This window comes from Acidimicrobiales bacterium, from assembly GCA_041394265.1.
In the GTDB taxonomy this organism is placed as follows: Bacteria; Actinomycetota; Acidimicrobiia; order Acidimicrobiales; family SZUA-35; genus JBBQUN01.
The window spans coordinates 3,213,698-3,239,395 of the sequence record JAWKIO010000005.1; the positions used below are offsets into that span (position 1 = coordinate 3,213,698).

The 25,698-nt window shown below is 67.3% G+C and carries 26 protein-coding genes; 16 read left to right on the plus strand and 10 right to left on the minus strand.

Annotated elements, in window-relative coordinates:
* Complete coding sequence (locus R2733_15755) at nt 1-1,482, minus strand: DUF4349 domain-containing protein (protein MEZ5377963.1); 1,482 nt, start codon at nt 1,480-1,482, stop codon at nt 1-3.
* A gap of 246 nt (nt 1,483-1,728) precedes the next feature.
* Between R2733_15755 and R2733_15760 the strand changes: the two genes are divergently transcribed.
* The 3 genes from R2733_15760 to R2733_15770 all read left to right on the plus strand — a co-directional run bounded on the left by R2733_15760 (nt 1,729) and on the right by R2733_15770 (nt 5,178).
* The gene (locus R2733_15760) at nt 1,729-3,609 is read left to right on the plus strand and encodes a DUF4214 domain-containing protein (GenBank protein ID MEZ5377964.1); all 1,881 of its coding nucleotides are present in this window, start codon (nt 1,729-1,731) and stop codon (nt 3,607-3,609) included.
* 80 nt (nt 3,610-3,689) lie between these two features.
* A complete protein-coding gene (locus R2733_15765; GenBank protein MEZ5377965.1) occupies nt 3,690-4,340 on the plus strand; it encodes a hypothetical protein in 651 nt (216 codons plus the stop codon).
* Between the two features lie 274 nt (nt 4,341-4,614).
* A complete protein-coding gene (locus R2733_15770) occupies nt 4,615-5,178 on the plus strand; it encodes a 5-formyltetrahydrofolate cyclo-ligase (protein MEZ5377966.1) in 564 nt (187 codons plus the stop codon).
* Nucleotides 5,179-5,211: 33 nt separating this feature from the next.
* Here the strand turns inward: R2733_15770 and R2733_15775 are convergent, their stop codons facing one another.
* Nucleotides 5,212-6,021, minus strand: a complete 810-nt coding sequence (locus R2733_15775; GenBank protein ID MEZ5377967.1) for an enoyl-CoA hydratase/isomerase family protein — start codon at nt 6,019-6,021, stop codon at nt 5,212-5,214.
* Nucleotides 6,022-6,092: 71 nt separating this feature from the next.
* Here R2733_15775 and R2733_15780 point away from each other — a divergent pair, with 71 nt between their 5' ends.
* Complete coding sequence (locus R2733_15780) at nt 6,093-7,043, plus strand: alpha/beta hydrolase (protein MEZ5377968.1); 951 nt, start codon at nt 6,093-6,095, stop codon at nt 7,041-7,043.
* Between the two features lie 105 nt (nt 7,044-7,148).
* Nucleotides 7,149-7,922, plus strand: coding sequence for a hypothetical protein (locus tag R2733_15785; protein ID MEZ5377969.1), 774 nt, complete (start codon nt 7,149-7,151; stop codon nt 7,920-7,922).
* 15 nt (nt 7,923-7,937) lie between these two features.
* On the opposite strand, the gene R2733_15790 is transcribed toward R2733_15785, so the two are convergent.
* The 3 genes from R2733_15790 to R2733_15800 form a co-directional block, all read right to left on the minus strand.
* Entirely contained in the window at nt 7,938-8,609 is a 672-nt protein-coding gene (locus R2733_15790; protein MEZ5377970.1) for an ABC transporter ATP-binding protein, read from the minus strand.
* Nucleotides 8,610-8,670: 61 nt separating this feature from the next.
* Nucleotides 8,671-9,777 (minus strand): ABC transporter permease, encoded by a 1,107-nt coding sequence (locus R2733_15795; GenBank protein ID MEZ5377971.1) that lies wholly within the window; start codon nt 9,775-9,777, stop codon nt 8,671-8,673.
* Nucleotides 9,778-10,902, minus strand: coding sequence for an FtsX-like permease family protein (locus tag R2733_15800; GenBank protein MEZ5377972.1), 1,125 nt, complete (start codon nt 10,900-10,902; stop codon nt 9,778-9,780).
* 178 nt (nt 10,903-11,080) lie between these two features.
* Here R2733_15800 and R2733_15805 point away from each other — a divergent pair, with 178 nt between their 5' ends.
* Genes R2733_15805 through R2733_15820 form a run of 4 tightly spaced genes read left to right on the plus strand, consistent with a single transcriptional unit; the run spans nt 11,081 to nt 13,538 of the window.
* Nucleotides 11,081-11,638, plus strand: coding sequence for a disulfide bond formation protein B (locus R2733_15805; protein MEZ5377973.1), 558 nt, complete (start codon nt 11,081-11,083; stop codon nt 11,636-11,638).
* The gene (locus R2733_15810; protein MEZ5377974.1) at nt 11,635-12,300 is read left to right on the plus strand and encodes a thioredoxin fold domain-containing protein; all 666 of its coding nucleotides are present in this window, start codon (nt 11,635-11,637) and stop codon (nt 12,298-12,300) included. Before R2733_15805 ends, R2733_15810 begins: the two co-directional genes overlap by 4 nt.
* 7 nt (nt 12,301-12,307) lie before the next feature.
* Nucleotides 12,308-13,246, plus strand: coding sequence for a hypothetical protein (locus R2733_15815; GenBank protein ID MEZ5377975.1), 939 nt, complete (start codon nt 12,308-12,310; stop codon nt 13,244-13,246).
* Between the two features lie 37 nt (nt 13,247-13,283).
* On the plus strand, nt 13,284-13,538 hold the full coding sequence (locus R2733_15820) for a DUF3039 domain-containing protein (protein ID MEZ5377976.1): 255 nt from the start codon (nt 13,284-13,286) through the stop codon (nt 13,536-13,538).
* A gap of 8 nt (nt 13,539-13,546) precedes the next feature.
* Here the strand turns inward: R2733_15820 and galE are convergent, their stop codons facing one another.
* Complete coding sequence (gene galE, locus R2733_15825) at nt 13,547-14,584, minus strand: UDP-glucose 4-epimerase GalE (protein MEZ5377977.1); 1,038 nt, start codon at nt 14,582-14,584, stop codon at nt 13,547-13,549.
* 136 nt (nt 14,585-14,720) lie between these two features.
* Between galE and R2733_15830 the strand changes: the two genes are divergently transcribed.
* From R2733_15830 to R2733_15840, 3 genes are all read left to right on the plus strand, one after another.
* Nucleotides 14,721-15,347: an RDD family protein gene (locus R2733_15830; protein MEZ5377978.1), complete on the plus strand. Its 627-nt coding sequence runs from the start codon at nt 14,721-14,723 to the stop codon at nt 15,345-15,347.
* 9 nt (nt 15,348-15,356) lie between these two features.
* Complete coding sequence (locus tag R2733_15835) at nt 15,357-15,563, plus strand: hypothetical protein (protein ID MEZ5377979.1); 207 nt, start codon at nt 15,357-15,359, stop codon at nt 15,561-15,563.
* Between the two features lie 121 nt (nt 15,564-15,684).
* A complete protein-coding gene (locus R2733_15840; protein ID MEZ5377980.1) occupies nt 15,685-16,164 on the plus strand; it encodes a CarD family transcriptional regulator in 480 nt (159 codons plus the stop codon).
* A gap of 50 nt (nt 16,165-16,214) precedes the next feature.
* Here the strand turns inward: R2733_15840 and R2733_15845 are convergent, their stop codons facing one another.
* Nucleotides 16,215-17,069: a hypothetical protein gene (locus R2733_15845; protein MEZ5377981.1), complete on the minus strand. Its 855-nt coding sequence runs from the start codon at nt 17,067-17,069 to the stop codon at nt 16,215-16,217.
* A 56-nt stretch (nt 17,070-17,125) separates the two neighbouring features.
* Here R2733_15845 and R2733_15850 point away from each other — a divergent pair, with 56 nt between their 5' ends.
* The 3 genes from R2733_15850 to R2733_15860 are packed head-to-tail and all read left to right on the plus strand — an operon-like array spanning nt 17,126 to nt 20,495.
* Entirely contained in the window at nt 17,126-18,913 is a 1,788-nt protein-coding gene (locus tag R2733_15850; protein MEZ5377982.1) for an acyl-CoA dehydrogenase, read from the plus strand.
* Nucleotides 18,913-19,866 (plus strand): prolipoprotein diacylglyceryl transferase, encoded by a 954-nt coding sequence (gene lgt, locus R2733_15855; GenBank protein ID MEZ5377983.1) that lies wholly within the window; start codon nt 18,913-18,915, stop codon nt 19,864-19,866. Before R2733_15850 ends, lgt begins: the two co-directional genes overlap by 1 nt.
* Nucleotides 19,866-20,495 (plus strand): methyltransferase domain-containing protein, encoded by a 630-nt coding sequence (locus tag R2733_15860; GenBank protein ID MEZ5377984.1) that lies wholly within the window; start codon nt 19,866-19,868, stop codon nt 20,493-20,495. The genes lgt and R2733_15860 overlap by 1 nt, the downstream gene beginning before the upstream one ends.
* Nucleotides 20,496-20,681: 186 nt before the next feature.
* Here the strand turns inward: R2733_15860 and R2733_15865 are convergent, their stop codons facing one another.
* Nucleotides 20,682-21,590: a hypothetical protein gene (locus tag R2733_15865; protein ID MEZ5377985.1), complete on the minus strand. Its 909-nt coding sequence runs from the start codon at nt 21,588-21,590 to the stop codon at nt 20,682-20,684.
* A 96-nt stretch (nt 21,591-21,686) separates the two neighbouring features.
* On the opposite strand from R2733_15865, the gene R2733_15870 reads away from it, so the two are divergent.
* Nucleotides 21,687-22,883 carry an amidohydrolase family protein gene (locus R2733_15870; protein ID MEZ5377986.1) on the plus strand — a complete coding sequence of 399 codons (1,197 nt, stop codon included), beginning with the start codon at nt 21,687-21,689 and terminating at the stop codon, nt 22,881-22,883.
* Here R2733_15870 and R2733_15875 read toward each other — a convergent pair.
* Both R2733_15875 and R2733_15880 read right to left on the minus strand, forming a co-directional pair.
* Nucleotides 22,852-24,867 carry an EAL domain-containing protein gene (locus R2733_15875; protein ID MEZ5377987.1) on the minus strand — a complete coding sequence of 672 codons (2,016 nt, stop codon included), beginning with the start codon at nt 24,865-24,867 and terminating at the stop codon, nt 22,852-22,854. The genes R2733_15870 and R2733_15875 overlap by 32 nt on opposite strands.
* A gap of 78 nt (nt 24,868-24,945) precedes the next feature.
* Nucleotides 24,946-25,695, minus strand: a complete 750-nt coding sequence (locus tag R2733_15880) for an enoyl-CoA hydratase-related protein (GenBank protein MEZ5377988.1) — start codon at nt 25,693-25,695, stop codon at nt 24,946-24,948.
* Nucleotides 25,696-25,698: the final 3 nt, after the last annotated feature.

Sequence of the window (25,698 nt, forward strand, 5' to 3'; positions counted from 1 at the left end):
CTACGAGGCCTGCGGCTCCGCTGGCGCAGCTGGTGGAGGAGGCGTCGGTGCCGGAGGAGCCGGTGCCGGAGCCGGCGGTGTGGGCCGACGCCGACGCCAGCTGCGGAGCAACCAGCCGGCGCCGACGAGGAACGGCACCAAGACCAGCAGCGGCAGGACGAAGCCGATCGTCACGAGCACTGCCGACCAGATGCCGGAGATCACGATCTTGCCCTGGTCGAATCCGTCGCCAAAGCCGGGAGCGTCGTCGCTCGGCGTGACCCGGATCGTCGAGTTGCGAATCGTGGAGACCGGTGGGCCCGCTGGCTCCTCGCCCTCGACGGCCACCGGTTGACCACCGGCGACGGTTCGTGTCTGCACCGTTCGCTCGGCCGTGGTCTCGAAGGCGACGATGATGCTCTGGCCAGGTTGCAGCGTGTCATCGAGGCTGCCGTAGACCGTGACGAGCGCCGTGGTGTCGTCGATCCCGAGCACGGTGTCGACCAGCGTGAGATCCGTGAGCGCCTGGTCACCGGCGTTGAGCAACTCGAAGCACATGGTGAGATCCGTCCCGGCCTCGATGCGGTTGTCAGCCTGGCCCGGACACGACAGGCCGCCGTTGTGCTCCTCGTACGACGTGACCGTGAGCTGCAGATTGTTCTCGACACGGTCCTGGGTGAGGATCAGCGTGATCGTCGCCAGGTCGACCTGGTCCTGCAGCGTGCGGATCTGGCCCCGCATCACCTCCAGCTCGGTCTCGCGCTCGAGGAGCAGTCGCTCGACTTCTGCGAACTCGGTGAGATCGGTGGTCTCCTCGAGCGCGGCTCGGAGGCGTGCGACCCCGAGTTCGGCCACCTGGATGCGGCTCTCGAGATCGACGACTCGTTCGGTGACGTCGTCGGCCGAGATGACCTGGTTGCGCAGCTCGCCGATCCCATCGAGTGCCGCAAGTGCGGTATCGAAGTCGGCCGGTCGCACCTTGAACACGAACACCGATCGAGGCTCGGCCCCGCCGATCGAGTCCTGGCCGAAGACGAAGCCGCCGGCTCGCTCGACCGCGTCGACTGCCGCCACCCCGGCCGACGTTACATCGTCGACGTCGACCTCGATCGTCGCGGTGTAGATGATCGAGCGGTTGAGCTCGGCGGCGGTGAGGCCGGCCTGCTGCGTGCCTCCGGGCGACCCGTTGGTACCGGCCGAGTCCTCGGCCGTAGAGGGACCTTCGGTGGCTGCGTCGGCCTCGGTATCGGCGCTGTCGCCCGCTTCCTCTGTCGATTCGGCAGCGATCATGGAGGAGTCGTCGGCGACGCCCTCGGCCGCTCCCGCATCCGACCCCTCGGCTGCGTCGCTGGCCGGTGCGAACGACCGGTCCTCGGTGGCGCTGTCGTCACCGTTGCCTCCGCACGCCGTCAGGGCAACGGCCATGGCGACCGCGGCCGTCAACGGTCGCGTCCGGGTGCTCGCTCGGTCCCGGGTCGTCAGTGGGTGGTCTGCTCGGCTCATCTCCGCCTCCTGGTGTCGTTGGATCGGCCGTTCCGACGAGCCTTCGGGGTGGGCTGGTTCCTGCTCGACGCACGCTGTCGTCGTTTCGACACCGTTTCGTCACGAAACGACGCCGGCGGTCACTGCGTGCACGGCCACCGGTCGAACCTCATAGGTCGAAGTCGGCGGGCCGAAGCTGACGGTGACCTGGCTTGCCAGGCGGCCGAGCACGGAAGCGACGCCACTCCACGTCGAAGGAACGACTCCATGAACAACGTTGACACCTCGGTCAGGGCGACCGACGTCTTGGAACCAACACGGCACCGCCGGGCGAGCACCACACGAGCGCGGGCGAGCGGTGCGACCGCAGGCCTGCGAGCCCGAACGACCGTGGCACGCCGCATGCTTGCCGCCTGGGTGGTGTTGAGCGCGCTGGTCTTCGGCATCTCGAGTCCTGCGAGTAGCTCCTCGATGACGATGGAACCCGGCATCGTGTCCGTCGAATGCAGCGGTTCGTACGGCTCCATCGGTCGTATCACTGGCGCTGGGAGTAGCGAGGACATCTCGTTCGCCGCCTCGCCCGCCGCGCAGTTCCTCCCGGCCCGCTCCAGTTCGACCGGCAGCTACACGATGATCTGGAAGTGTGACCCGTCGCAGGCGGGGACCACGTGGACCGTCGTCGCCACCGGGGCGACCTCCGGCCGGACGACGACCTTCACGGTGATCGCCGACGCCGCACCGTTGCCGACACTTCCGGCAGCGGGGACCAACCTGCTGGCCAACGGCGGCATCGAATCAGGCTCGACCCCACCGTGGGCGATCATCGACCAGTCGGGAACGACGACGATGACGAGCATCGCCACGTCGATGGCCCAGGCGGGCACTCGTGCGCTGTTGGCGAGCAGCGGCACCAGTGCCGGGGGGAGCGTTGGTCAAGACGTGGCCGCCCAGATCTCGGCCGGGCAGACCTTCACCTATTCGGTGTGGGTGAGACACCCGCACGTCGGCGGATCGCCCCAGGCGGCGTCGATCGTGCTCGAGACGATCGGTGGCGAGACGGAGAGTTCGGTGCTGGCCATCACGGTGACCGATGTCTGGCAGCGGTTCGATGCGACCCTCTCGCTCGAAGCTCCGGGGCACAGCGGGCTCCGGGCCAAGGTCGTCATGGCAACACCGACATCGGCCAACCGTGGCACGTACCTCCTGGATTCCGCATCGCTGGTCCAGTCGAGCCCGAACCCGATCGGACTGCTCGAACTGGTGGCCGGTGGCGTCGGCAGCGTCAGGGTGAAGGGCTACGCCATCGACCCCAACCAGCCCTACGACGCCGTGCCGATCGTGGTGTCGGTCGGTAGCGAAGCGACCCAGATCAAGGCCGACGTTGTTCGCAGCGACGTCGCCGCCATGTACCCCGTGGCGGGTCCGGTCCACGGTTTCGAGGCCCAACTCTCGACCGCAGCTTCGGGTGTCACGCTGGTATGTGTCACCGCACGCAACCTCGGAGCGGGCGGCGACTCGCCACTCGGTTGTGTCTCGGTGGTGATCGGTACCGTCACGACCACGGTGCCGACGACGGTGGTGCCGACGACGGCCGTTCCGACCACCGTGGCGACGACGGCCCCGCCCACGACCGCCACACCGACCACGGCAACACCGACGACGGCCACGCCGAGCACCGCAACACCGACGACGGCGACAACCACGACGGCGCCCGAGCCGCTCGGGCCGCAGACGCTCGACCCGGTGGCGCTCACCTCACTTTTCAACGCCGGGGACCTCATTTCGATGACGACCGCCCACGACTTCCAGCCCGGTGACGCCGACACGCTCCGGCTCTACTGGGCCTTCTTCAATCGCGAGCCCGACATCGCCGGGGCCAAGTATTGGATCGGGCTCAGCCGCACCGGGCTGACCCTCGACGACATGGCCTTCAACTTCGCCCGGTCCGACGAGTTCCAACGCACCTATGGCTCGGTCACCGACCACCAGTTCCTCGAGATCGTCTATCGCAACGTGCTCGGGCGGCGCTATGACGCCGCCGGCTATGACTACTGGCTCAGCATGATCGACGACGGCTTGTTGCGCAGCGGTGCCGTGCGTTGGATCGCAGCGAACGCCGAGTTCGTCGAGGCGCACCCCTATCCCTGACGGGATCGAATCAGTTCGCAGCCTTCGGGATCGAGACGGGCGGACCAGCAGCAGGCGCTCCCGGCCTCGAGCTGGACGGTGTGCTCGGCGGGGGTGTCGTTGTCGAGACGGTCGTCGTCGACGTGACCGTGGTGACCCGAGTGGTGGACGTCGAACTCGAGGGTGAGGTGGTCGAAGTGGTGGATGGCGTCGAGGTGGCCGCCGTGTCGACCGTGGTCGATGTCGTGGCCGGACTGGTCGTGACGGTGGTGACGCTGGTGGACGGCGACGTGCTGACCAAGGTCATGGTCGGGTCGACCGGGAAGGGCTCGGTCGTTGTGGGCGCTGGTGGATCGGTCGTGCCCGGGCGGGCGACCGATGGCGTGCTCATCGTGGGGGTGGTGGTGGGCGGCGCCGAGGTGGTGGGAGCTGCGGTGGCCACCGTGGTCTCGGCCGGCGCCGGCTCGGTGACGGCGTCGGGCGCAGCAGTGCTCGCCGCCACGGTGGACGCGGTGGCCGCAACGTCGATCGTGGTCTCGGTGCTGTCGCTGACCGGAGCATCGGTGGCCGGAGCAGCGACGGCGGTGCTGGTCGACTCGGTGGCCGGCGTGGTCTCGGGGGCAGCGACGTCGGGTGCCGGCGCAGCGATCTCGTGGTCGATCGAGCTCGTCGGCTGCTGGCCGGTGGTCGACGCTGGGGCACCGACTGCTGCGGGCACACCGAGAGGGGTCAGCTGCGCTTCGCGCACCTGAACGGCCTGAATGGCGAGCGGCACCGCGACGAGCGCGGCCGTGACCGTGGAAAGCGAGAGTGCAAGATAGAACCGCGGCGAGCGGAGCGTTTCTCTGACCTGCTCGATCATGGGCGTCCTGTATCGGGCCAGTGGAGGGAACCAGCGCCACTCTTTCTAGTGGTCATGTCCGGTTTGCTTGGCCAGGCGGGATGATTCACCTAGTAGCGTTTCGGAACCTTTCTCGCCGATTGTGCGTCTTCCACCGGCGCAGGTCGGTCGCTATGTTTGGCCTCGTGGCCAACGAACCGGTGGTGACCAAGGCAGCGTGGCGGCGCCGAGCGCTCGACAACCGCACCTCGTTGCGAGTCGACAACGCCCGAATCTGCTGGCACCTCGAGCGATTCCTACGTCGCGCCGATCTCGACGGTTGGGTGGTGGCGTTCGACCCGATGCCCGACGAGGTCGACCTGCGTCCGCTGGTCTTCGCCGACGATCCGGTGTGCCGATTCGCACTCACCCGGACCCCGACGAGTGGCCACGACCTGGGGATACATCCAGCCACGTCGGCGCTCGAGCGCCACCGGTACGGCTACCGCCAGCCGGTCGATGGATCGGCGATCGTGCCCGACGAAGAGGTCGTTGCCGTCCTCGTGCCGGGGCTTGCGTTCGATCATCGCGGCCACCGCCTCGGGTTCGGTGCCGGCTACTACGACCGCCTGCTCGAGCGCCTCGGATCGGCGGTGCTGCGCATCGGTGTCAGCGACGGCTTCATCGTGTCGGAGCTCCCGATCGACGCCCACGACGTGGCGATGACCCACGTCGCCACCGAGGTCGGGGTGGTGCCGGCGCCCTGGTGATGCCCGCCCCGGCTCGATCAACGGGATGCCGGCTCAGGTCCCGGTGAAGTCCGGCAGGCGCCGCTCGGCCATCGCCTTCACACCCTCCTGCCAATCGCTGGTCGCGGTGAGCCGCTCCTGCTCCGCCCGCTCCCGGTTCGTCGCCTCGCGGATGGCGGCGGGGAGGTGACCCCGCATGGTCTGCTTGATCGAGGCGACGGCAAGCGGCGCCGATCGGGCGATCTCGACGGCCAACTCGTGTGCGGTGGACCGGATGTCGGCGTCGGCGACGAAGCGATCGAGCAGGCCGATTCGATGCCCCTCTTCACCGTCGATCCGAGCGCCGGTGTAGAGCAGTTCGAGTGCCCGCTGCTGGCCGACCAGCGCCGGCAGGGTCACGCTCAGCCCGAAGCCCTGGTGGAAACCGAGGCGGGCGAAGTTCGCCGACAACCGGGTGGCCGGGCCACCGACGCGGAAGTCGGCCATGCAGGCAAGTCCAAGCCCGCCGCCGATGGCAGCGCCCTGCACGGCGGCGACGATCGGCAGCTGGGCCGAGAACAGCTCGACGGCCTCGTCGTAGATGTGACGGTTCGCCAGCTCTTCGCCGTCGGTACTGGCAGCACTGGTGAGCTTCGCCTCCTCGGGATCGAACGACGCTCCCGCACAGAAGTTCTTGCCCTCGGCCGCGAGCACGATGGCGCGCGCACCGGTGTCCTCGCACGAGCGGACGGCGGCGGCCAGGTCGTGCAGCATCTTGAGGCTGAAGAAGTTGTTGGGCGGTCGTTGGATCTCGACTGTTGCCACGTGCTGATCGTCGAGCTCGACGGCGATGTCACCGAACCGGGTCGTGTCGTTGTCTGCCATTCGCCGAGTCTTCCCGAACTCGGAGCGCCCGTCGAATGGTCGGCGACGCACCGGCGTTCTAGCGTGCGGAGATGCCTCTCGATCCGCAGATCCAGCCCCTCGTCGACCTGATCAATGCCGCAGCCGCCGACGCGCCACCGGCCGACCAGCAAACGGCCGAGATGCGACGCGAGGGCTACCACGGTCTCGTCGCCATCGCCGGGCCTGGCCCCGAGCTTCACGCCGTCGACGACGCGTCGGCACCGGGACCGAACGGCGACGTCGGCTTGCGCATCTACCGACCGCTCCCGACACCGTCGGCGGGCATCCTCGTCTACTACCACGGTGGAGGCTGGTGCATCGGCGACCTCGACACCCACGACGAGGTATGCCGGTCGCTCGCCAAGCAGTCGGGGCAGACCGTGGTCTCCGTGGACTACCGCCTCGGCCCCGAGCACCGATTCCCGGCCGCCGTCGAAGACTCCTGGGCTGCGCTCGAGTGGGTGGCAGCGAACACTGCCGAGCTCGCCGTGGCGGGTGCTCCGATCGCCGTGGCGGGTGACTCCGCCGGCGGGAATCTCGCCGCGGTGATGTCGCTCATGGCCCGTGACAACGCGGGACCGGCCATCGCTGCCCAGCTGCTGATCTACCCGGGCGTCGACATGCTCGACACCCAGCGCTTCCCGTCGCACACCGAGAACGCATCGGGCTACGTCCTCACCCGGGAGACGATGGACTGGTTCATGGCGCACTACCTCGAGCATCCTGACGATGCCGGGGACTGGCGGGCCTCGCCGCTGCGGGCGCCGTCGTTCGAGCGGCTGCCGCCGGCTCTCGTGATCACCGCCGAGTTCGATCCGCTGCGCGATGAGGGCGCGGCCTACGCAAAGGCGCTGGCCGATGCCGGGAACGAAGTCGAGCACCGGCTGTACGAGGGAATGGTGCACATCTTCTTCCAACTTGGACCCGTAGTGGGCAAGGGCGCCGAAGCCGTGGCCCAGGTGGCAGCGGCGGCTCGGGCTCACCTCCAACCGAGGGCGTAGCGGTTGTCGAACTCGTGGTGCATCGCGGGTATCGGGCAAAACTGACCACGCCGAAGGTCCGATCGGCACTCGTTGGGCGCCAGACCCTCCCTCTACCTTGGTTTCATGGTGCGAAGGAGTCGGAACGAAATCGAGCGACTGGTGGTCGACGCCGCCGTCGACCTCGTCCGGTTGGAGGGTGTGGGGACTGGCCTTGAGGGCATCACCTACACCAGAGTGTTCCGCCATCTCCAGAGAACCACCGGCCAACGCGTCACGCGAGCGTCCGTGCACGACCGGCTGTGGCCCGATCAGGCGGCGTTTCAAGCCGCCGTTCGTGACCGCATCGCTGCGCTGGACCAGGACGTGATCGACTTGACGGCGCTCGACGATGCGACCGACCGCGCCCGTGAGGCGATGCTCGGGTCCGCCGATGTTCACCGGGTGCTCGGATCGGTCATGCGCGAGCTGGCGTCGATCGATGCCGCCGAAGCACCGACTCGCCTGCGCCAAGCCAACCTCGCCGTGAAGGCGCTCGTGGCGCTGGCCGACGACGACGACCAGGCGCGAGCAGCCGGGAGCGTCGAGGCGTTTCGGTCGGCCCAGCAGCGACGACTCGACATCCTGAGGGCGTCGTATGCACGCACCATCCGACGGCTCGGCGGCTCGTTGCGTCCTTCGTTGGGACTGACCGAGGACGAGGCGGTGGCGCTGATCGTGTGTGCGATCGACGGGCTGAGCGAAGGCCGGCGACTGCGCCGTGCCTTCGACGATCACGACGTCGACGCCGTCGAGATCGATATCGACGGTTCGTCGGCGAGCTGGCCGCTCACCTCGATCGTTGGGTACGCGCTGGTCTCGCAGTTCTTCGACTTCGCCGAGGTCGCGGTTCCTGCTTGATCCTGAGCGTTGCGTTCAGGCCTGGAGGCGTCCGTCGCTGATCTCGACGGTCCGGTCGGCGTAGTCGGTCATCCGGGTGTCGTGGGTGACGATGATGGCGGCGGTGTTCCTGCCCTTGATCTCGGAGCGGATCAGCTCCATGACCTGGACGCCGAGTTTCGAGTCGAGGGCCGAGGTCGGCTCATCGAAGAGCACGAGCTTGGGTTCGTTCATGAGTGCGCGTCCGATGGCGACTCGTTGGCGCTCGCCGCCCGAGAGCTGGTCGGGCAGGTTCTTCATCCGATGACCGAGCCCGAGCTCGTCGAGGAGTTGCTCGGCTCTCGCCTTCGCCGCCGAGCCACCCGAACCTCGCATCTCGGCCACGACCGTGAGGTTCTCCCGGGCGTTCAGGAACGGCACGAGGTTGACGGCCTGGAAGACGAAGCCGATGTTCTCGCCCCGGAACGCCGTCAGCTCCTTGCTCGAGTAGCCGTCGATCCGTTCGCCGGTGACGGTCACGGTTCCGTCCGTCGGTGTGAGTAGTCCGCCGGCGATCGAAAGGAGCGTTGTCTTGCCCGAACCCGACGGTCCGACGAGCGCAACCATCTCGTCGTCGGCGACGGTGAGCGACGAGTGGTCGAGCGCGACGACCTCGGAGTCGCCCGAGCGGTAGACCTTTCGCACGTCATCGAGTTCGAGTGCCGTCATGGGTTGGGTACTCCTTCGGTGGTCGGCCGACCGATTGCGGTGCGCTGGGTCATGGGCATCGTCAGACTCCCGCCCCGATCGCTGCAGCCGGATCGACGGAGATGATGCGGCGAAGTGACACCAGCCCGCCGAGGATCGCCGTGATCGTGATGCCGATCAACGTGATGACGCCGCGGGAGATCGTGAACTGCACCGGGACGTCGGGAGGGATGCCGAGCGAGAGGAGGTAGGTGAAGAGTGCGCCGACGCCGAAGGAGATGACAGCGACGGCGAACGCCTGAACGGCGACACCGAGCACGAGTGTGCGGCTCGGTGTGCCGAACGCCTTGAGGACCGCGTAGAGGCCGACCCGCTCCAGCGTCAGGAGAGCGAAGAAGAGGGCGACCACCAGGCCCACCACGAAGAAGGTCGTGCCGATGATCGCGTTGAAGGTGGCTCCCTGCTCGGCGACACCGGGGAGCGTGTTCGCTGCGTCGATGGTCGACAGCGAGCTGGTGTCACCGATGCCGCCGGCATCGATCCGGGTGGCGAGGTCGCTCGGATCGACCCCGTCGGCCGCCTCGGCGATGACGGCCTGGAAGTCGTCGGGGCCGACGCTGATGTCGGGGCGGTTGGCGTTCTGCACGGTGCGCCACGTGGTGGGGGAGACCCAGAGGCCGGATTGTCCGAGGAAGTTGGTGTCCTCGACCCAACCGCTGACGACCAGCGGCGTGGCCGCCGGGCCGACGGTGATGGTGTCGCCGAGCGACACGCCGGCCGCCTCCAGCGTGCGATCCGCCCATGCCTCGCCCTCGGGTGGTGGCGCAGGGATCGTCGCCGAATCGAGTTCGTAACCGATGATCGCACCGTCGGCGATGTCGGACTCGCCGGGCACCTTCACGCCGAGCAGAGTCACCCCGAACCCGCCTGCTCGGGCGACACCGTCGAGTTGGGCGATCTGGTCGCGCTCGGCGGTCGTTGCGGTGGACCGCAGCACCGACTCACGGGCATCGGCACTGAAGACGATGGCACCGTCGGGCTGTGATCGAAGGGCCCCGGTCGAGCCCAGATAGAGGCCGTCGAGCAGGCCGCCCAAGAAGAGCAGCAGCAGCGTGAGCATCGTGAGTGCGCCACCGGCGACAGCGAATCGTCCCGGCTTGCGGAAGACCTCGAGCAGCGCGAGTCGCATCTACAGGCTGCTCCCCGAGTCGACGGTGGCACGAATCGGATCGATCCGCAGGACGCGCCGGACCGACGCCAACCCGCCGAGGAGCGCCAGCACGGTCAGCAGGGCCACCGTGCGGAGCACCTGTGCTGGGTCGAGGGTCACGTCGATGGCGCCCCCAGTGGTGGCCGCGCCGACCAGCAACGTCAGCCCGATGCCGACGAGGATGCCCGCCGCCATCACGACAACGATCTGTCCGAGCAGGTTCTGGACGAGATAGCGCCGCGGTGCCCCAACGGCCCGCAACAGCGTGAGCGGCTTGGACTTCTGCACGGTGAGGATCAGGAAGAAGAACCCGACGACCAGGACCACCACCATGAAGGCGAGGGCGAGGATGATGCCGAACGAGCTGTTCACGCCGCGCACACCCGGATTCTCGTCGATCGCCTGCTGTCGCGTGAGCGCCTCGACCCCATCCACGGCGTCGGTGATCGACCTGGCGAGTGTTGCTGCGTCGGCCCCGTCGTCGGGTTGCACGGCGATGAGCGATGGCAACACCTGCGCCGCAGGGTCGAGCGCCTGCTTCGCCTGCACATAGGTGTCGTACGAGACGAAAACCGTGGCCTGCACGCTCCAGCGGGCATCCTGGGCGACACCGACGATCGTGATCTCGCTGGGCTGCTCGCCGAGCACCGTGACGGTGTCCCCGATCTCGAAACCGACGTTGTCGCTGCCGAAGGAGGCGACGCCCTCACCGGGTCCTTCCGGGAGGCGGCCCTCGATCAGCGAGGTCGGTTCGCCGAGTCCGCCCAGCTCGTACCCGAAGATGGCGGCGTCCTGGAGCTCACCACCGGCATCGACCGTGAAGGTGTTCTCGCCGATCGGACCGGAGGTTGCCACGCCGGGCACGGCAGCCACCTGCTCGGCCAGTCCGGGGAAGATGAGGCTGGCCTCGACGTTTCGCCGAGCCTGATCTCCGTAGACCAGTACCGGAGCGTTCTGGCGTTCGATCGCTCCGATGAAGCTCGTGACCAGTCCGCCGAAGAGCGCCTGCTGGAACAGGATCAGGAAGACCAGCAGGCCGACGGCCATCGACAACAACACGAATCGGAGTTTGGCTCGTGCGATCTCTCGAAGGGCAAGCTGCACGGCGCCAGACGATAGACCGAGTCGTTTGACGAAGGCTTTATCCGCCGTGGTCTTGTGTGGACGCCCTACGCTCGTTCGATCGTGGCACTGTCGACGGACCACTGTCGACCGGCTCCCGCCGATCGGCCACACCAACACCGATCCCCGTCGTCCCGCCCTCCACTGCCGCAAGGTCCCCATGCCCGTCGAGACCGTCAGCTTGTTCCTCGCCCTGCTGTTCGTGGGGGCGATGGCGATCAACCTCGCCGCACTTGCGCTCGTCGTCGTCCGCCTCGTTACGGGGAGGGTGCCGGGTCCGGTGGCGCCGCTGGTGGACGAGGTGCGTTCGATTGCCCCGTTCATGGCCTTCCTGGCCCCGACCATCGCGATGTTCGGGAGCCTCTACTACTCCGAGATCGCCCACTTCGAGCCGTGCCAACTGTGCTGGGTGCAGCGATTCTTGATGTACCCGTCGTCGATCCTGCTCGGCATCTCGATGCTGCTCAAGCAGCCCAAGTTGGCCTGGCTGCCGTTCGCCCTGTCGGTCGTCGGCCTTGGAGTTTCCAGCTATCACCGGGCCGAGCAGCAATGGCCGAACCTGTTCACCTCCTCGTGTGATCCAGCGAACCCGTGCTCGGGTCGGTGGGTCGACACATGGGGGTTCGTCACGATCCCCACCATGGCGTTCGCTGCGTTCGGACTGGTCTGCGTCTTCGTCCCCCTATCGTTGCTTGGTCGCAAGGAGGCCACATCATGACGTCCGCATCCAAGGCCGGTGGCGGTAGCCGCGGCTTTCTCATCGCCATCGTCGCCATTTGCATCCTCGGCGCCGGCCTCATCGCCGTCGTCATCGGCAGCGGGGCGGGCAACGACCCCGACGCCGTCGACGCAACATCGGCCGTCACCATCGAGGGCGACGCGCTGCCCGCGATGCCCAACGTGGGTGGTCTCACGAGTTCCGACAACGACTCGGCGATCGGCATGACCGCTCCCCGTCTGGTCGGCACCGACTTCGCCGACAACGAGATCGTCATCGAGGCCGACGGTCGTCCGAAAGCGGTCTACTTCGTTGCTCACTGGTGCCCCCACTGCCAAGTCGAGGTCCCGGTCGTGCAGGAGCTGATCGATGCGGGCAGCCTGCCCGAGGGGATGGATGTCTACGGCGTGTCGACCTCGGTCAGCGCCGGTCGTGGCAACTACCCGCCGAATCGCTGGCTCGACAGCACCGAGGGCTGGGGCGTCACCACGATGCGAGACACCGAGTCGAGCGAGGCGCTGCAGAGCTACGGCGCCGGTGGGTTCCCGTACGTCGTCTACCTGGATGGCGACAACAAGGTGCTCGCCCGATCGAGTGGCGAACTGGGTTCGGCAGCGATTGCGGCCGCCTGGCAGATCACGGCGGGCTCCGCCATCGGTTGATCGGCCGATGAGCGACTTCTCGCCGCCCAGCGGCCCGCCGAGCTACGACTCGTCGCCGACCGGCGGCATCGGACCCGCCGACCACCCGGTGATCGACGTGGCGCCTGGCAGCGACATGGAGCCCGGCGGAGTCGAGCGCCGAGGAGGTGCGCTCAAGTGGCTCGTTGGTCTCGGCATCGTCCTCGCCGGGGTGGCGGCGTTGCTGTTCTCGCAAGACCCCAACGATGGCAACGCTGCGCTCCAGCTGCAGTCGAGCGCCGAGACGCCAAGCACCACCTCGGCCGACGAGCCCGAGGGGTCGACCGCCCCCACCGAGTCGACGACCACGGTGCCGGACGACACCGCATCGTCGACCACGACGACCGCCGACGCCGCGTCGACCACCCAGCCGAGCACGACGGTGGGCGAGGTCGAGGGGAACGGGCAGACGGCAGCGGTGTCGATCGAGGGTCCGCCGCTGTCACCCATGCCGAATGTGGGTGGTCCGACCACGCCCGACGTCGATCCGTCGATCGGTCAGGTGGCGCCCACGCTGGTCGGGACCGATTTCGACGGCAACGAGTCCACGATCGGTCCCGACGGCCGTATGAAGGCGGTGTACTTCCTGGCGCACTGGTGTCCGCACTGTCAGGTCGAGGTCCCGAAGATCCAGGCGCTGATCGATGCCGGGGTGCAGCCGGGCGAACTCGACATCTACGGCGTCTCCACGGCAGTCGCGGCCGAGCGGGGCAACTACCCACCACAGGCGTGGTTCGAGGCCGAAGCCTGGTCGTCGCCCTTGCTACGTGACGATGCCGACGCATCGGCGCTCGTCTCCTACGGAGCCGGCGGGTTCCCCTACGTCGTCTTCCTCGATGGGGAGAATCGTCTGCTGACGAGGGCGGCGGGCGAGATGCCACCGGAGTTGATCCAGCAGGTCTGGGAGATCATCGCCGAGGCGTCGTGAGTGCTCGCCGCCGGGTCGTCCACCTAGGATTGCGGCCATGACCGACCTCGACACCGATCTTCTGACCGACGAGCGGACCGATCAACGCCTCGACGACGGGGGCGATCACGACCGGTTCTCCCACTACGTGAAGAAGAAGAAGATCATGTCGAGCATGGTCGAGGGCACACCGCTCGAGGCGTTGTGCGGCAAGAAGTGGGTGCCAAGCCGGGATCCACAGAAGTACCCGGTCTGCCCGACGTGCAAAGAGATCTACGACCAGCTGCGCGATCCCAAGAAGCCCAAGAAGTAGGGCTCGGATCAGTCGGCCGGCAACGGATCGGGGTCGTCGTCGAAGCCATTCGGATGCCTCGACTGCCAGTTCCAGCTGTCGCGCAACATCGATTCCATGTTGCGGTCGGCTCGCCATTCGAGCTTCTCGTTCGCCTTGCGAGGATCGGCCAACGAGGTGGCGATGTCGCCGGCACGGCGGGGCTTGATCTCGTAGGGGACGGGTCGGCCCGAGACGGCCGCGGTGGTCTCGATGACCTCGAGCACCGACGAACCGTTGCCGGTGCCGAGGTTGTACTCGGCGCAGCCCGGTTCGAGGTGTTCGAGCGCTGCGAGATGGCCGAGGGCGAGGTCGACCACGTGGATGTAGTCGCGAACCCCGGTGCCGTCGGGGGTGTCGTAATCATTGCCGAAGACATTCACGTTCGGCCGGCGCCCGACGGCCACCTGCATCACGTAGGGAACGAGGTTGTTCGGCGGGCCGCTCGGGTCTTCACCCAGGTCGCCTGACGGGTGGGCGCCAACCGGGTTGAAGTAGCGGAGCATGGTCATCCGCCATCGATCGTCGCTCTTTGCGATGTCTCGACAGATCTCCTCGATCATCAGTTTGGTCCGGCCGTACGGATTGGTGGCCCGCAGCGGGGCCCCCTCGGGGATCGGCAAGATCTCGGGATCGCCGTAGACCGTGGCCGAGGACGAGAACACGAAGTCGAAGACCTCGGCTTCGGCCATCGCTGCCAGGAGGTTCATCGTTGATCCGAGGTTGGTCTGGTAGTAGCGCAACGGCTGCTCCCAGGACTCGCCGACGGCCTTCAGCCCGGCGAAGTGCACGACCGAGTCGATGGCACGGTCGGCGAAGATCGCGGCGGCGACACTCGGGTCGGTGAGGTCGCCGGTGATCAGTTCGACGTCGTGACCCGACAGCCGCTCGATGGCCTCGACCGCTCGGGGCGAGCTGTTCGAGAAGTCGTCGATGACGACGACCTCATTGCCCCGTTCGAGCAGGGCGATGGCGGTGTGGCTGCCGATGTAGCCGGCACCCCCGGTGACGAGAATGGTTCGGGACACACTGCTCCTTCGGCAGGGCGGGCCGCGTCGTGAGCCGCCCGCCTCATCGGCGAGACTACCCGATGGGCCAGTCAGGCTGGACTAACGTGCACTAGGGTCGCACACCAGTGGACCTCACGACCCAGGAGCAACGTCAGTGACCAACGTACCGAGCCAGCCGCCGGGCTGGTACCACGCACAGGGAGACCCCGCCGACACCCAGCGCTACTGGGACGGTAGTCAATGGCAGGGGGGCCCGCAGCCGGTCGCCGGCAACGTGCCGGGCGGCGCCACCATGGTGGGTGGCGCACAGATCGCCAGCGGCGGCAAGCGCATCCTCGCCCGCATCATCGACGGTGTGATCTGGGTGATCATCACCATCCCGGCTGGTCTCATCTTCGGTGCGGGTGCGGTGGCGTCCGGTGGTTTCGGCAACGACACGGTCTCCGCCGGCTCGCTCTTCATCGCCGGCATCATCAACGCCGCCTTGGTCGTCGCCTACGAGGTGTTCTGCACCGCCAACCTCGGTGCAACCCCCGGCAAGCTGGCCCTCGGCATGAAGACCCGCAAGGAAGACGGCTCCCCGGCCGACCTGAACACGGCCATCATGCGAATGGTGCCCTACGCCGTGCTCACCTTCGCCCAGGCCATCCCGATCCTCGGGATCATCGCGTCGCTGGTGTTCCTGGTGCTCGCCATCGCCGGTCTCGTGATGCTGTTCACCGACGATCGGGCCCAGACCCCGTGGGACAAGGTCGGCAAGACCATCGTCGTCGAGGGCTGATCGGCTCCCGTGGCTCGTCGCAAAGAAGGTGGTGGCCGCATCACCAGGCCGGATGCCCCATCGGCGGGTGGGGCGCGTGCTGCGGCTGGTCACCCGAGCGCGTCCACCGATATCCCACCGCTCTACAAGCGGCGCCCGGGGATGTTCGCCTTCATGGTCATCGCCTGCGCGGCCATGGTGCTGTCGATGATGGGCGGCATCTTCACCGTGCTCTGAGTTTCGCGTGCTCGGCGTCGTTGCGAGCAGCAATGCTCAGCGGCGCGAGTATGCATTTTGTCCTCTCTCTGCCATCCTTGAGTGTTCCGCTGCGCGGTGGAAGCTCGTTCCGAGGAGTCACATGACGTTCAAGACCGGCGACCGTGTCGTCTATCCCCACCATGGGGCCGCCATCATCGAGAAGACCGAGACGATCGAGATCAATGGCGAGAAGAAGAAGTACTTCGTGCTGAAGACCGCGCACGACGACCTCACCGTGCGGGTTCCCGTCGACCGGGTCGACGACGTCGGCATGCGGCCGCCGATCAGCCTCGAAGATGTCGAGGACCTCTTCGTCCTGCTGGCCAAGAAAGACGTCCGCGAGCCCGCCAACTGGTCTCGCCGGTTCAAGAACCACCAGGAAAAGCTGAAGTCCGGCGACGTCTACCAGGTGGCCGAGGTCGTTCGGAACCTGGCGCTGCGCGACGCGGCCAAGGGCCTGTCGGCCGGCGAGAAGAACATGTACTCCAAGGCCCGCAAGGTGCTGGTCTCCGAGCTCTCGTTCGCTCTCGACGTCTCCGAGGACGACGCCATGGACCAGGTCGACGCCCAGCTCGTCTGAGCCGACCCTGGCGCTGCGCCTCCCCGGGATTGCCCAGGAGCGCTGACAGCTCAGGCCAATCCAAGCAACTCGAACATCGCCGCAGGGATCTCCGAATCGCCGCGGCGACGTCGCGCTGCTCGTTCCACGTTGACGGCGTCGAACTCCCGATTCGTCCAATTGTCCCACGGTCCGGCGGGCAGCGCGCCGAGGTCGCCGTCGACCTCGACCACGGCCCGTAGGTAGCCGACCAGGTCGAGGAGGTCGGCCTTGCCACCGGGCGGGCCGTGGCCGGGAACGATCGTGGTGGCGAACTCGGCGACCTGTTCGAGGGTGTCGGCCCACTCGGCCGGGTCGCCGTCGAAGGCGAGCGGGGTGACCCCGAAGCCGGCGAGTGCGCCGGCAAACACCACGCCGGACTCGGGTGCGACGACGAGCAGGTTCATCGGCGACTCGCCGGGGGCGGGGACCACCTGGATCGAGCCGGTCAGCCACGCCGACTCCTCGACCGTGTGGGTGATCGGGCGGGTGGTGAAGCCGAAGTCGTAGACCTCGGCGAGGTGGGGAAGCAGGCGTTGGAGGGCGAGCGGGTTGACCGGGTCGTCGAGCTGGTCGCTCGTTGCCTGGCTGCCGTAGTAGGCCGCGGGCCAGAACGCGTTCGTGCCGCCGGCGAACGGGATCCGGCTCGAGGTGACCACGATCCGCTTGATCCGCAGATCGAGCGGCTCGGTGAGCTCCATGATCATGCTGCGCACGGCCTGAGCCCTCGCCGGGGTCGCCGTCGTGTCGATGACCGTGAGTCCATCGCCGTCAACGACCAGACCCACGTTGGACTGGCCGAATCCCGGCGCCGAGTCGATGAAGGCGTACATCCCCTGGGCCAGCTCGTACTGGTGCACGGTCGAGGGTGGGTTCGCAGATGCCACGCCGAGCACGCTACATCGACAGCCGAGCTGGCCGAGACGCGGCTAGATTTGCTTTGATGACAAACTACTCGCCGCCCCTGCGCTCCCTGAAGTTCGTGCTCGACGAGGTCGTGGGCCTCGAGAGCATCTTGTCCACCGATAAATTCGACGGCATCGACGCCGACACCGTCCACATGGTGCTCGAGGAGATCGGGCGATTCATGACCGAGGTCATCGCCCCGACCAACGTCGACGGCGACCAGATCACCACCAAGTGGTCCGAGGGTGGCGTGGTCACGGCCCCCGAGTCGTTCACGAAGGCCTACAAGCAGTTCGTCGACGCCGGCTACGGCGCCATTCCGTTCGACCCCACCTACGGGGGCGGCGGCTTCCCATGGGTCACCGCCCTCGCCATCCAGGAGATGATGACCAGCGGCAACATGGCCTTCGCGCTGTGCCCGCTGCTCACCCAGGGCGCCATCGACGCCATCGAGCACCACGGCTCCGAAGAACAGCAGGCCACCTACCTGCCCAAGATGCTGACCGGCGAGTGGTCGGGCACGATGAACCTGTCCGAGCCCCAGGCCGGGTCCGACGTCGGCGCCGTGGTCACCAAGGCCGAACCGGTGGGCGACGGCAGCTATCGCATCAAGGGCCAGAAGATCTGGATCACCTGGGGCGAACACGACATGTCGGACAACATCATCCATCTGGTGTTGGCCCGCACCCCCGGGGCGCCTCCCGGCACCAAGGGCATCACGATGTTCCTGGTCCCGAAGTTCCTCCTCGACGCCGACGGCAACCCCGGCGAACGCAACGACGTCTCGTGCGTGTCGATCGAGCACAAGCTCGGCATCCACGGCAGCCCCACCTGTGTGCTCAGCTTCGGCGACAACGAGGGTGCGATCGGTTGGCCGGTCGGCGACGAGTTCACCGGCATGCGCAACATGTTCACGATGATGAACAACGCTCGTCTGTCGGTTGGGCTCCAGGGCCTGTCGGTTGCCGAGCGGTCGTACCAGATGGGGCTCGATTACGCCCAGGAACGGCTGCAGGGCACGGCGGTCGGCGCAGAGCGTGGCGTCCAGAGCCCGATCATCGAGCATGCCGACGTCCGCCGCATGCTGATGACCCAACGGTCGTGGATCGATGCCATGCGTATCCTGCTCTACACCAACGGCGCCGCGATCGATCTCGCTCGTTCCGCCGAGGACCCCGCAGCGCGAGAGGCCGCCCGTGAGCGGGCCGACCTATTGATCCCGATCTCGAAGAGCCTCTGCACCGACCTCGGCGTCGAGCTCACCTCGATCACCATCCAGATCTACGGTGGCATGGGCTTCGTCGAGGAAACCGGTGCCGCCCAGTTCTGGCGCGACAGCCGCATCGCCCCGATCTACGAGGGCACCAACGGCATCCAGGCGGCCGACCTGGTCGGCCGAAAGCTGCCGATGCGAGGCGGTGCGGTACTCGAAGAGCTGCTCGCCGAGTTCGACACGGCGGCCGACGAGCTGGCCAACGTCGACGGCATGGCCGACGCCGCTGCGGCGCTGCGCCAGGGACTCGCCACCGCTCGCGACGCGGCAGCGTGGCTGCTCGAGAACGGTCCGTCGGATCCCAACGCCATGCTCGCCGGCTCGACGCCGTTCCTGCGCCTCCTCGGCACGGTGGTCTGCGGGGGCTTCATGGCGCAGCAGGCCGTCGTCGCTGCTGCTGCCACTGATGATGCCGATGGCTTCTACGCCGCTCGGCTCGCAGCGTCGGCCTTCTTCGAGACCCAGATCCTGCCGACGGTCGAAGGCCTACTGCCCTCGGTCAAGGCCGGACCGTCGCAGCTCTTCGCCCTGTCACCCAAGCAGTTCGCTTGATGCTCATCGGAGCGATGTCCACGGCAGTGGTGGCGTCGATTCCGTCGCCGTCGTTCAGCTCACTCGAGCTCGGGCCACTCACGTTCACGATGTATGGCCTGATGATCGCGCTCGGCGTCGTTGCCGCGGTCGAGATCAGTCGCCGGCGGTGGGAAGCGATCGGCGGCAACGGTGACGACATCGCCGATCTGGCGAAGTGGGGTGTCCCGGCGGGCTTGATCGGGGCCCGGCTCTACCACCTCATCACCGACTGGAAGAGCTACCAGGGCCGTTGGATCGATGGCTTCAAGATCTGGGAGGGCGGCCTGGGGATCCCGGGCGGCCTCATCCTCGGTGTCGGTGTCGGCTACTTCTACGCCAAACGACGGGGCTGGGACGTGCCTTGTCTCGTCGATTGCGTAATTCCCGGCATCCCAGTGGCGCAGGCGATCGGACGCCTCGGGAACTGGTTCAATCAGGAGGTCTACGGGCGGCCGTCCACGTTGCCCTGGGCGCTCGAGATCGACGCCGAGCATCGTGCGGCCTACCCGAACGACACCACCTTCCATCCGACCTTTCTCTACGAGGGTCTGTTCAATCTGGCCCTTGCTGCTGCGTTGATCTGGATCGACCGTCGCAAGATTCTCAAGCCTGGCCAGCTCCTTCCGCTGTGGATCGCCGGCTACGGCTTCGGTCGGTTCCTGGTCGAGTCGGTCCGCGTCGACGCTGCGTCGCAGATCCTCGGCATCCGGGTGAACCACTGGGTGTCCGGCATCGCCGTGGTGGTCGGGCTCGTGTGGTTCGTCGCCTCGGGCCGCCGCGACGACGACCACGCTCCTTCTGATGCCGACGACGTCGTCGATCTCGATGCTGGCGACGACGCGCTCGACACTGCAGGCGAAGCGGCCCCAGGGGCGGAGGGTGTCGAGGAACTGGTGGCTGCGGGCGACGACGAGGCCGACCGCGACGCCTGATGTCGGTCGAGGATCGGCAACGCTGGGACGACCGCTATCGCCAGGCGTCGACGGCCATCGAACCCCGACCACCGGTCGCCCTCGAGCTGTCCGGCATCGCTGTGCCGACGGGAGGGAGAGCGCTCGACGTGGCCTGCGGCTCGGGCTCAGTGAGCGTCTGGTTGGCCCAGCGGGGCTTCGAGGTACTCGGCGTCGACGTCTCCCCGGTCGCGCTCGCTGCCGCACGTGACTTGGCCTCGGCGCACGGCGTCGACGGCACCGCCGGAAAGACCGATGGCACGCTGGCGAGGATCGACGGCACGGCGACGAGGAAGGCCGCCGGCTCGGCTCGCTTCGAGGCGATCGACCTCGACGACGGGCTGCCTCGAGGCGACGGCGAGCTGGGTAGGTGGGATCTGGTCGTCTGCCAGCGATTCCGTGACCCGGCGCACTACGCCGATCTCGCGGCCGCCGTCGCTCCGGGCGGATTGCTCGTGATCACGGTGCTGTCGACGGTCGGTCACGTCGGCGACCCGGGTCCCTTCCGGGCAGTGCCGGGCGAGCTAGTCGGCGCGTTCGGTGGTGTGCTCGACATCCTCTGGTCGTCCGAGGCCGACGGCGAGTCCCACCTCGTCGCCCGCCGGCCCTGATCACACCGCCCGGGGCGCCACCTGTCGACCTGTCCAGCCGCATCTCCTCCATGTGGGCGCTGTTGACGGCACCCATGCACCGGAGTTGGTGTGGTCCGGGCGTCTCCTCTGCCACGGTGCCGGAGACGGCACCGTGGCGCCGGAGATGCTGTCGAGGGAGTGAGCGAGCGCAGCGCCGGAGATCGGTCAGCCGGCGGCTCGTTTGAAGACGTTCGGTGGGAAGGCGGCCGCGTCGATGCAGCGCTGCGACCATTCGCCCAGCTGTTCGACGATGTCGTTGAGGCGGTCGCCGAGTGCCTCGACAATCGGCTCCTGCAGCCGGTCGGTCCGAGCTTCGATCTCGTCCCGTCGTTGCCGACCAGCGGGGGTGAGTTCGTCGCCGGTGAGCCAACCGTCGGCACGGAGCCGGTCGGCGGTGGCGCCGAGTTGCTCGGCCGACCAGCCGCGCGTGGCGCTGTAGCTGCCGAACGGCATGCCGAGCCAGCACTCGGTGACGATGTTCATGGCGATCGGGTCGAGACCGTGGTCGACGCTCACGAGGTTGTGGCTGTCGCCTCGGTGCTCTCGAAGGAGCTCGCATGCTCGCCACAGTTGGCCGACCGGTTCGTCGGGCCACGGCAGCGACCTGCCACCGGCGAACAGCGGTCGTGTGGTCGCATCGGCGGCTTCGATCCCTGCTCGGAGCGCCGATGCCACCGACATGATGAGGTCGTCGTCCTCGGCCAGCGCCGCGCTCAGGCTGGTGATTGTCGCTGCGTCGCGGGTTGTCAACAGGTCGTCGCGGTCGACCGTGGCTCGGCCTGCTTCGAAGGCCGGGACGAGCAGGTCGGGTGAGAACACGGCGAAGGCGCTGACGACCACACTGGGCGCCGGCTCACCGAGCAGCGCCGCTCGGCTCCACACGTAGCCCGAGAAGAAGTCGAGGCCGAGACCGGCAAGGGCTTCGTTGGTGGTGCGGCACCACACCGAGTGCATGGCGATCGGCTCGATGGCGTCGCGGAGCCGCCGGGCGGGAGAGGCGTTCTGCACGGGCGCCGGCGTCGCGCCCGGCGGGCTCGGCACGAAGGCAGCCGCGATGACATCGTCGTATTGCATCGCCGCAACGTAGCTCGGGCGCTCAGGCCCGGCACCTCCGGTGTCAGGTGTGACGTCTGACTACCCCGAAGCGGCGACATGCGACAGAATGCCTTCGTGGCCTACATCGAAGACCGAATCGTTCACGACGCCGACGCTCACATCATGGAGACCCCCAACTGGCTCCGGGATTACGCCGATCCCGACATCAGAGCACAACTGGATCGGCCGGAGTACGCCAACGAGCTCAAGCAATTCGGCGACTTGGTGGGTGTCGATGATCTCGACGCTGCCTTCGACAAGATCCTCAACCGGCACCGGTCGGCCGACTACACCGCCGACGAGGCCATCGAGGTGATGAATCGCAAGAACTTCGCCGCCACCGGCTCGTTCCTGGCCGAGGATCGGCCTCGTGTGCTCGACTTCATCGGTGTCCAGTCGCAGCTGATGTTCAACACGTTCCACAACGCCCGGCTGTTCCGTTGGGAGCACCAGCCCGACCTCGATCTGGCCTACGGCGCCGCCCGGGCGCACAACCGAGGCATGGTCGAGTTCTGCTCGGTGAGCGAACGCCTGCTGCCTACGTGTTACGTCCCGCTCGCCGACTTCGATCGGGCAGCGGCGATGGCCAACGAAGCGATCGAGATGGGCGCCGCGGCGCTGCTGGTCGCGTCGGGTTGCCCAGCGGGCCACTCGCCGAGCCATCGTGGCCTCGATCCGGTGTGGCAAGCCGCAGCCGATGTCGGCATCCCGGTGGTCTTCCACGTGGGGGGAACCGGTGAGCTGATCGACCCCAACTACTTCGTGAACGGTCTCCCGATCCCGACGGACTTCCACGGCGGCGACGAGAACTTCCGCTCGGTCGACTACATGGGCATTCCCGTGCCCCCGATGCAGACGTTGGCCACGATGATCTTCGATGGCGTCCTCGACCGATTCCCGACCCTCAAGTTCGGCGTCGTCGAACAGGGCTGTGTCTGGCTCCCCAGTTGGGCGAAGCAGATGGAGTCCGCGTTCGACGCGTTCTTCCGTCACGAGGAACGCCTCCAATCGCTCGAACTGCGACCGAGCGAGTACATCGAGCGGCAGTTGCGGGTCACGCCCTATCCCACCGAGGACATCGGCTGGGTCACCGAGCAGATGGGGCCGAACGTGTTGCTGTTCAACACCGATTACCCCCACGTCGAGGGTGGCCGTCGCCCGTTCGAGCGGTTCGAACGCAGCCTGGGCGACGTACCCGAGTCGACCAAGCAGCGGTTCTACTGCGACAACTTCATCGATCTCATGGGAACGGCGGTTGCTGCGCTCGTGTGAGCCAGCGCCATCCAGGTCGCTGCACCAGTCCCAGCGTCTCCGAGAAGTCGAAGTCCTGATCGGCCAATGCGAGGAAGTCGGCTCCGGGAAGGCCGGCAGCGAACAAGAAGCCTTGACCATGGGTGACGCCGAGCCCGCGTAACGCGTCGGCTTGGGCCAAGGTCTCGATGCCTTCGGCAATCACGCGATATCCAAGCGTATGGCCGATGTCGGCGATGGCCGAAACGATCGCCTGCGACGTGATGTCGGTGACAACGTTCGTGACGAACTCGCGGTCGATCTTCACCGCATCGAGCGGTAGGTGGGTGAGCAACGACATCGATGACTGGCCCTGTCCGAAGTCGTCGAGCCACACGGAAGCCCCCCGTCGCCGGATGTCGAGAAGGTGCTCCACGACACGCTCGACATCGGCGATGACGCCGGTCTCGGTGATCTCGACGGTGATGCCGCTCAGATCCGCGTCGCCGTCGAATCGAGCGAGGAGCTCGAGGAGATGCGCCGGTGGCAGGTTGAAGCCCAGGTCGATCTCGGCACCGATGGACCGAAGCTCGACCTGGAGACGGTGCAGCTCGTCCAACACGATCGCCGATAGGTCGATGTCGAGTCCGAGCTCGGCCGCCAGTTCGATGAAACTGCCGGCGTCCCGAATCCCGTTGGGGCCGACCCAACGAACCAGACCCTCGGCAGCGTCCACCCGCCCGGAGGTGAGGTCGACGATCGGTTGGAACCAGCCGGTGAACTCGCCGTTCGCCACCGCATCTCGCAGTTCGGCTTCGTCATCGAGACGGTCGTCGAGGCGGGCTCGCAGCGACGAGTCGAAAACCGAGGTGCGGGCGCGGCCCTCTCCCTTGGCCTGGTAGAGCGCAGCGTCGGCCAGACGGAGCAGGTCGGCAGATGTGAGACCCTGCTCGCCGGTACAGGCGACGCCGATGCTTGCGCTCATCCGGTGGCGCCGTCCCTGAAGGTCGAATGGCTCGTCGAAGGCCGTCAACACACGTTCGGCGATGCGAGCCACGTCATCGACACCATCGACCTCGGGGATCAACACGGTGAACTCGTCGCCGCCGAGGCGAGCGAGCACGTCGCTCGGACGGAGGCGAGCCAGGATGCGATTGGCCACCTCGACCAGGAGCTCGTCGCCTGCCGCGTGGCCGAGTGAGTCGTTCACGACCTTGAAGTGGTCGAGGTCAATGAACAGGAGGCCGACCTGCGAGGTCGACGCCTCGGCCGTTGCCATGGCGTGCTCGAGACGCATGGTGAAGTCGGTACGGTTCGACAGCCCGGTCAGCGAGTCACGGCTTGCTTCGACGGCGAGCTGTTCGTTGCTGACCGACAACTCGGCGGCGGTGGCCTCGTGCTCCAGTGCGAAGTACATGCCCTGTTCGTCGTGGCGCATCTTGATCGCGGAGATCACGGCGCCAAAGGGGATCGTGTAGACGAGCACGAGCACGGTGTCGAGATCGGTCGCGGATCCCGAGCGGAGGTAGCCGATGCTTGCGGTGATCACGACACCGAGATGGAACGCCCAGAAGAGTCTCGGCACCGACGCCGAGAACACGGCGTTCGCTGCGAGCGGGGCGAACACGAGCATGCCGGTGAGTGCTCGGTAGGCCGGATCGTCCGGCATGGCGACCAGCGGAATGGATCCCCAGGTCGATCCGGAGACGGCCATGGCGACGACGAGCGCCACCGGCGGGACGGTGGGCAAGGACGACCGATTCATCTGTCGGACGGCGAGCAGGCAACTGATGGCGGTGCCCAGCACCAGGAGGGCCCAGGTCACGAGGCCTCGGAACGGCGACTGGTTCCACAACACGATGGCGAAGCCGCAGATGAACGGGGGCGTCATCACCGACACCACCTCGATCAGATGTCCGGTTCGAGCGAGCAGGCGACGACGGATCTCCGGCTCACGCTGGTCGTCACGCTCGAATGGGCGCGCCGGCAGGGCCCATTCGACGAGGCGCATGACAAGACCGACCATCAGCTCAGCTTCGGTCGGCAGGTCTCCATCAGTTGGTCTCGGCCGAGTTGATCGACCTCGGCGGCGGCGCCGGCCGGCTCAGCGGCCCGTCCATCGAGGCGGCCGCTTCTCGAAGAAGGCCGCGATGCCCTCGGCACGATCGTCGGAGGCCCAGACAACCTGCTTGGCCGCCTCGGTCGCTCGCCAACCGTCGTCGTCGCCGGCGCCGAGGATGGCGGTCATCGCCTGCAGGCTCTGCTGCACCGAGGTCGGCGAGTTGGCGGCGATCGTCTCGGCGACGGCAATGGCCTCGTCGAGGGCGGTGCCCGGGGTGACGAGGCGGTTGACGAGCCCGAACTGGAGCGCAAGCTGGGGGTCGAGTTCGGCCCCGGTCAACACGACTTCCTTGGCGATGTGCAGCGGCAGCGAGCGCAGCGCCCGAAACAGTCCGCCGCTGGTGGGGAGCACACCGCGCTTGACCTCGGGGAGCCCAAGACGGATGTTCGACGCGGCGACGATGATGTCGCAACAGAACAGGATCTCGAGCCCGCCGCCGAGGGCCAGACCCTCGGCGGCGGCCACGAGTGGCTTGGTGCGCGATCGGCGGATGATCCCGTATTCACCGCCCCGAGGCGTGGGCTCGCCGGAGCCTGCTCCCAGGTCACTGCCGGCCGAGAACATCTCGGTGCCGCCGGTGATGACGGCCACCCATTGCTCCGGGTCGTCCTCGAAAGCGTTGAGGGCGGCATCGAGGCTCGCCGTCATCTCGGGATCGATGGCGTTCCGCTTCGCCTGGCGGTCGAGGGTGAGGATGGTGATCCGGTCGCGTCGCTCGGTTCGTACGGGCATCGG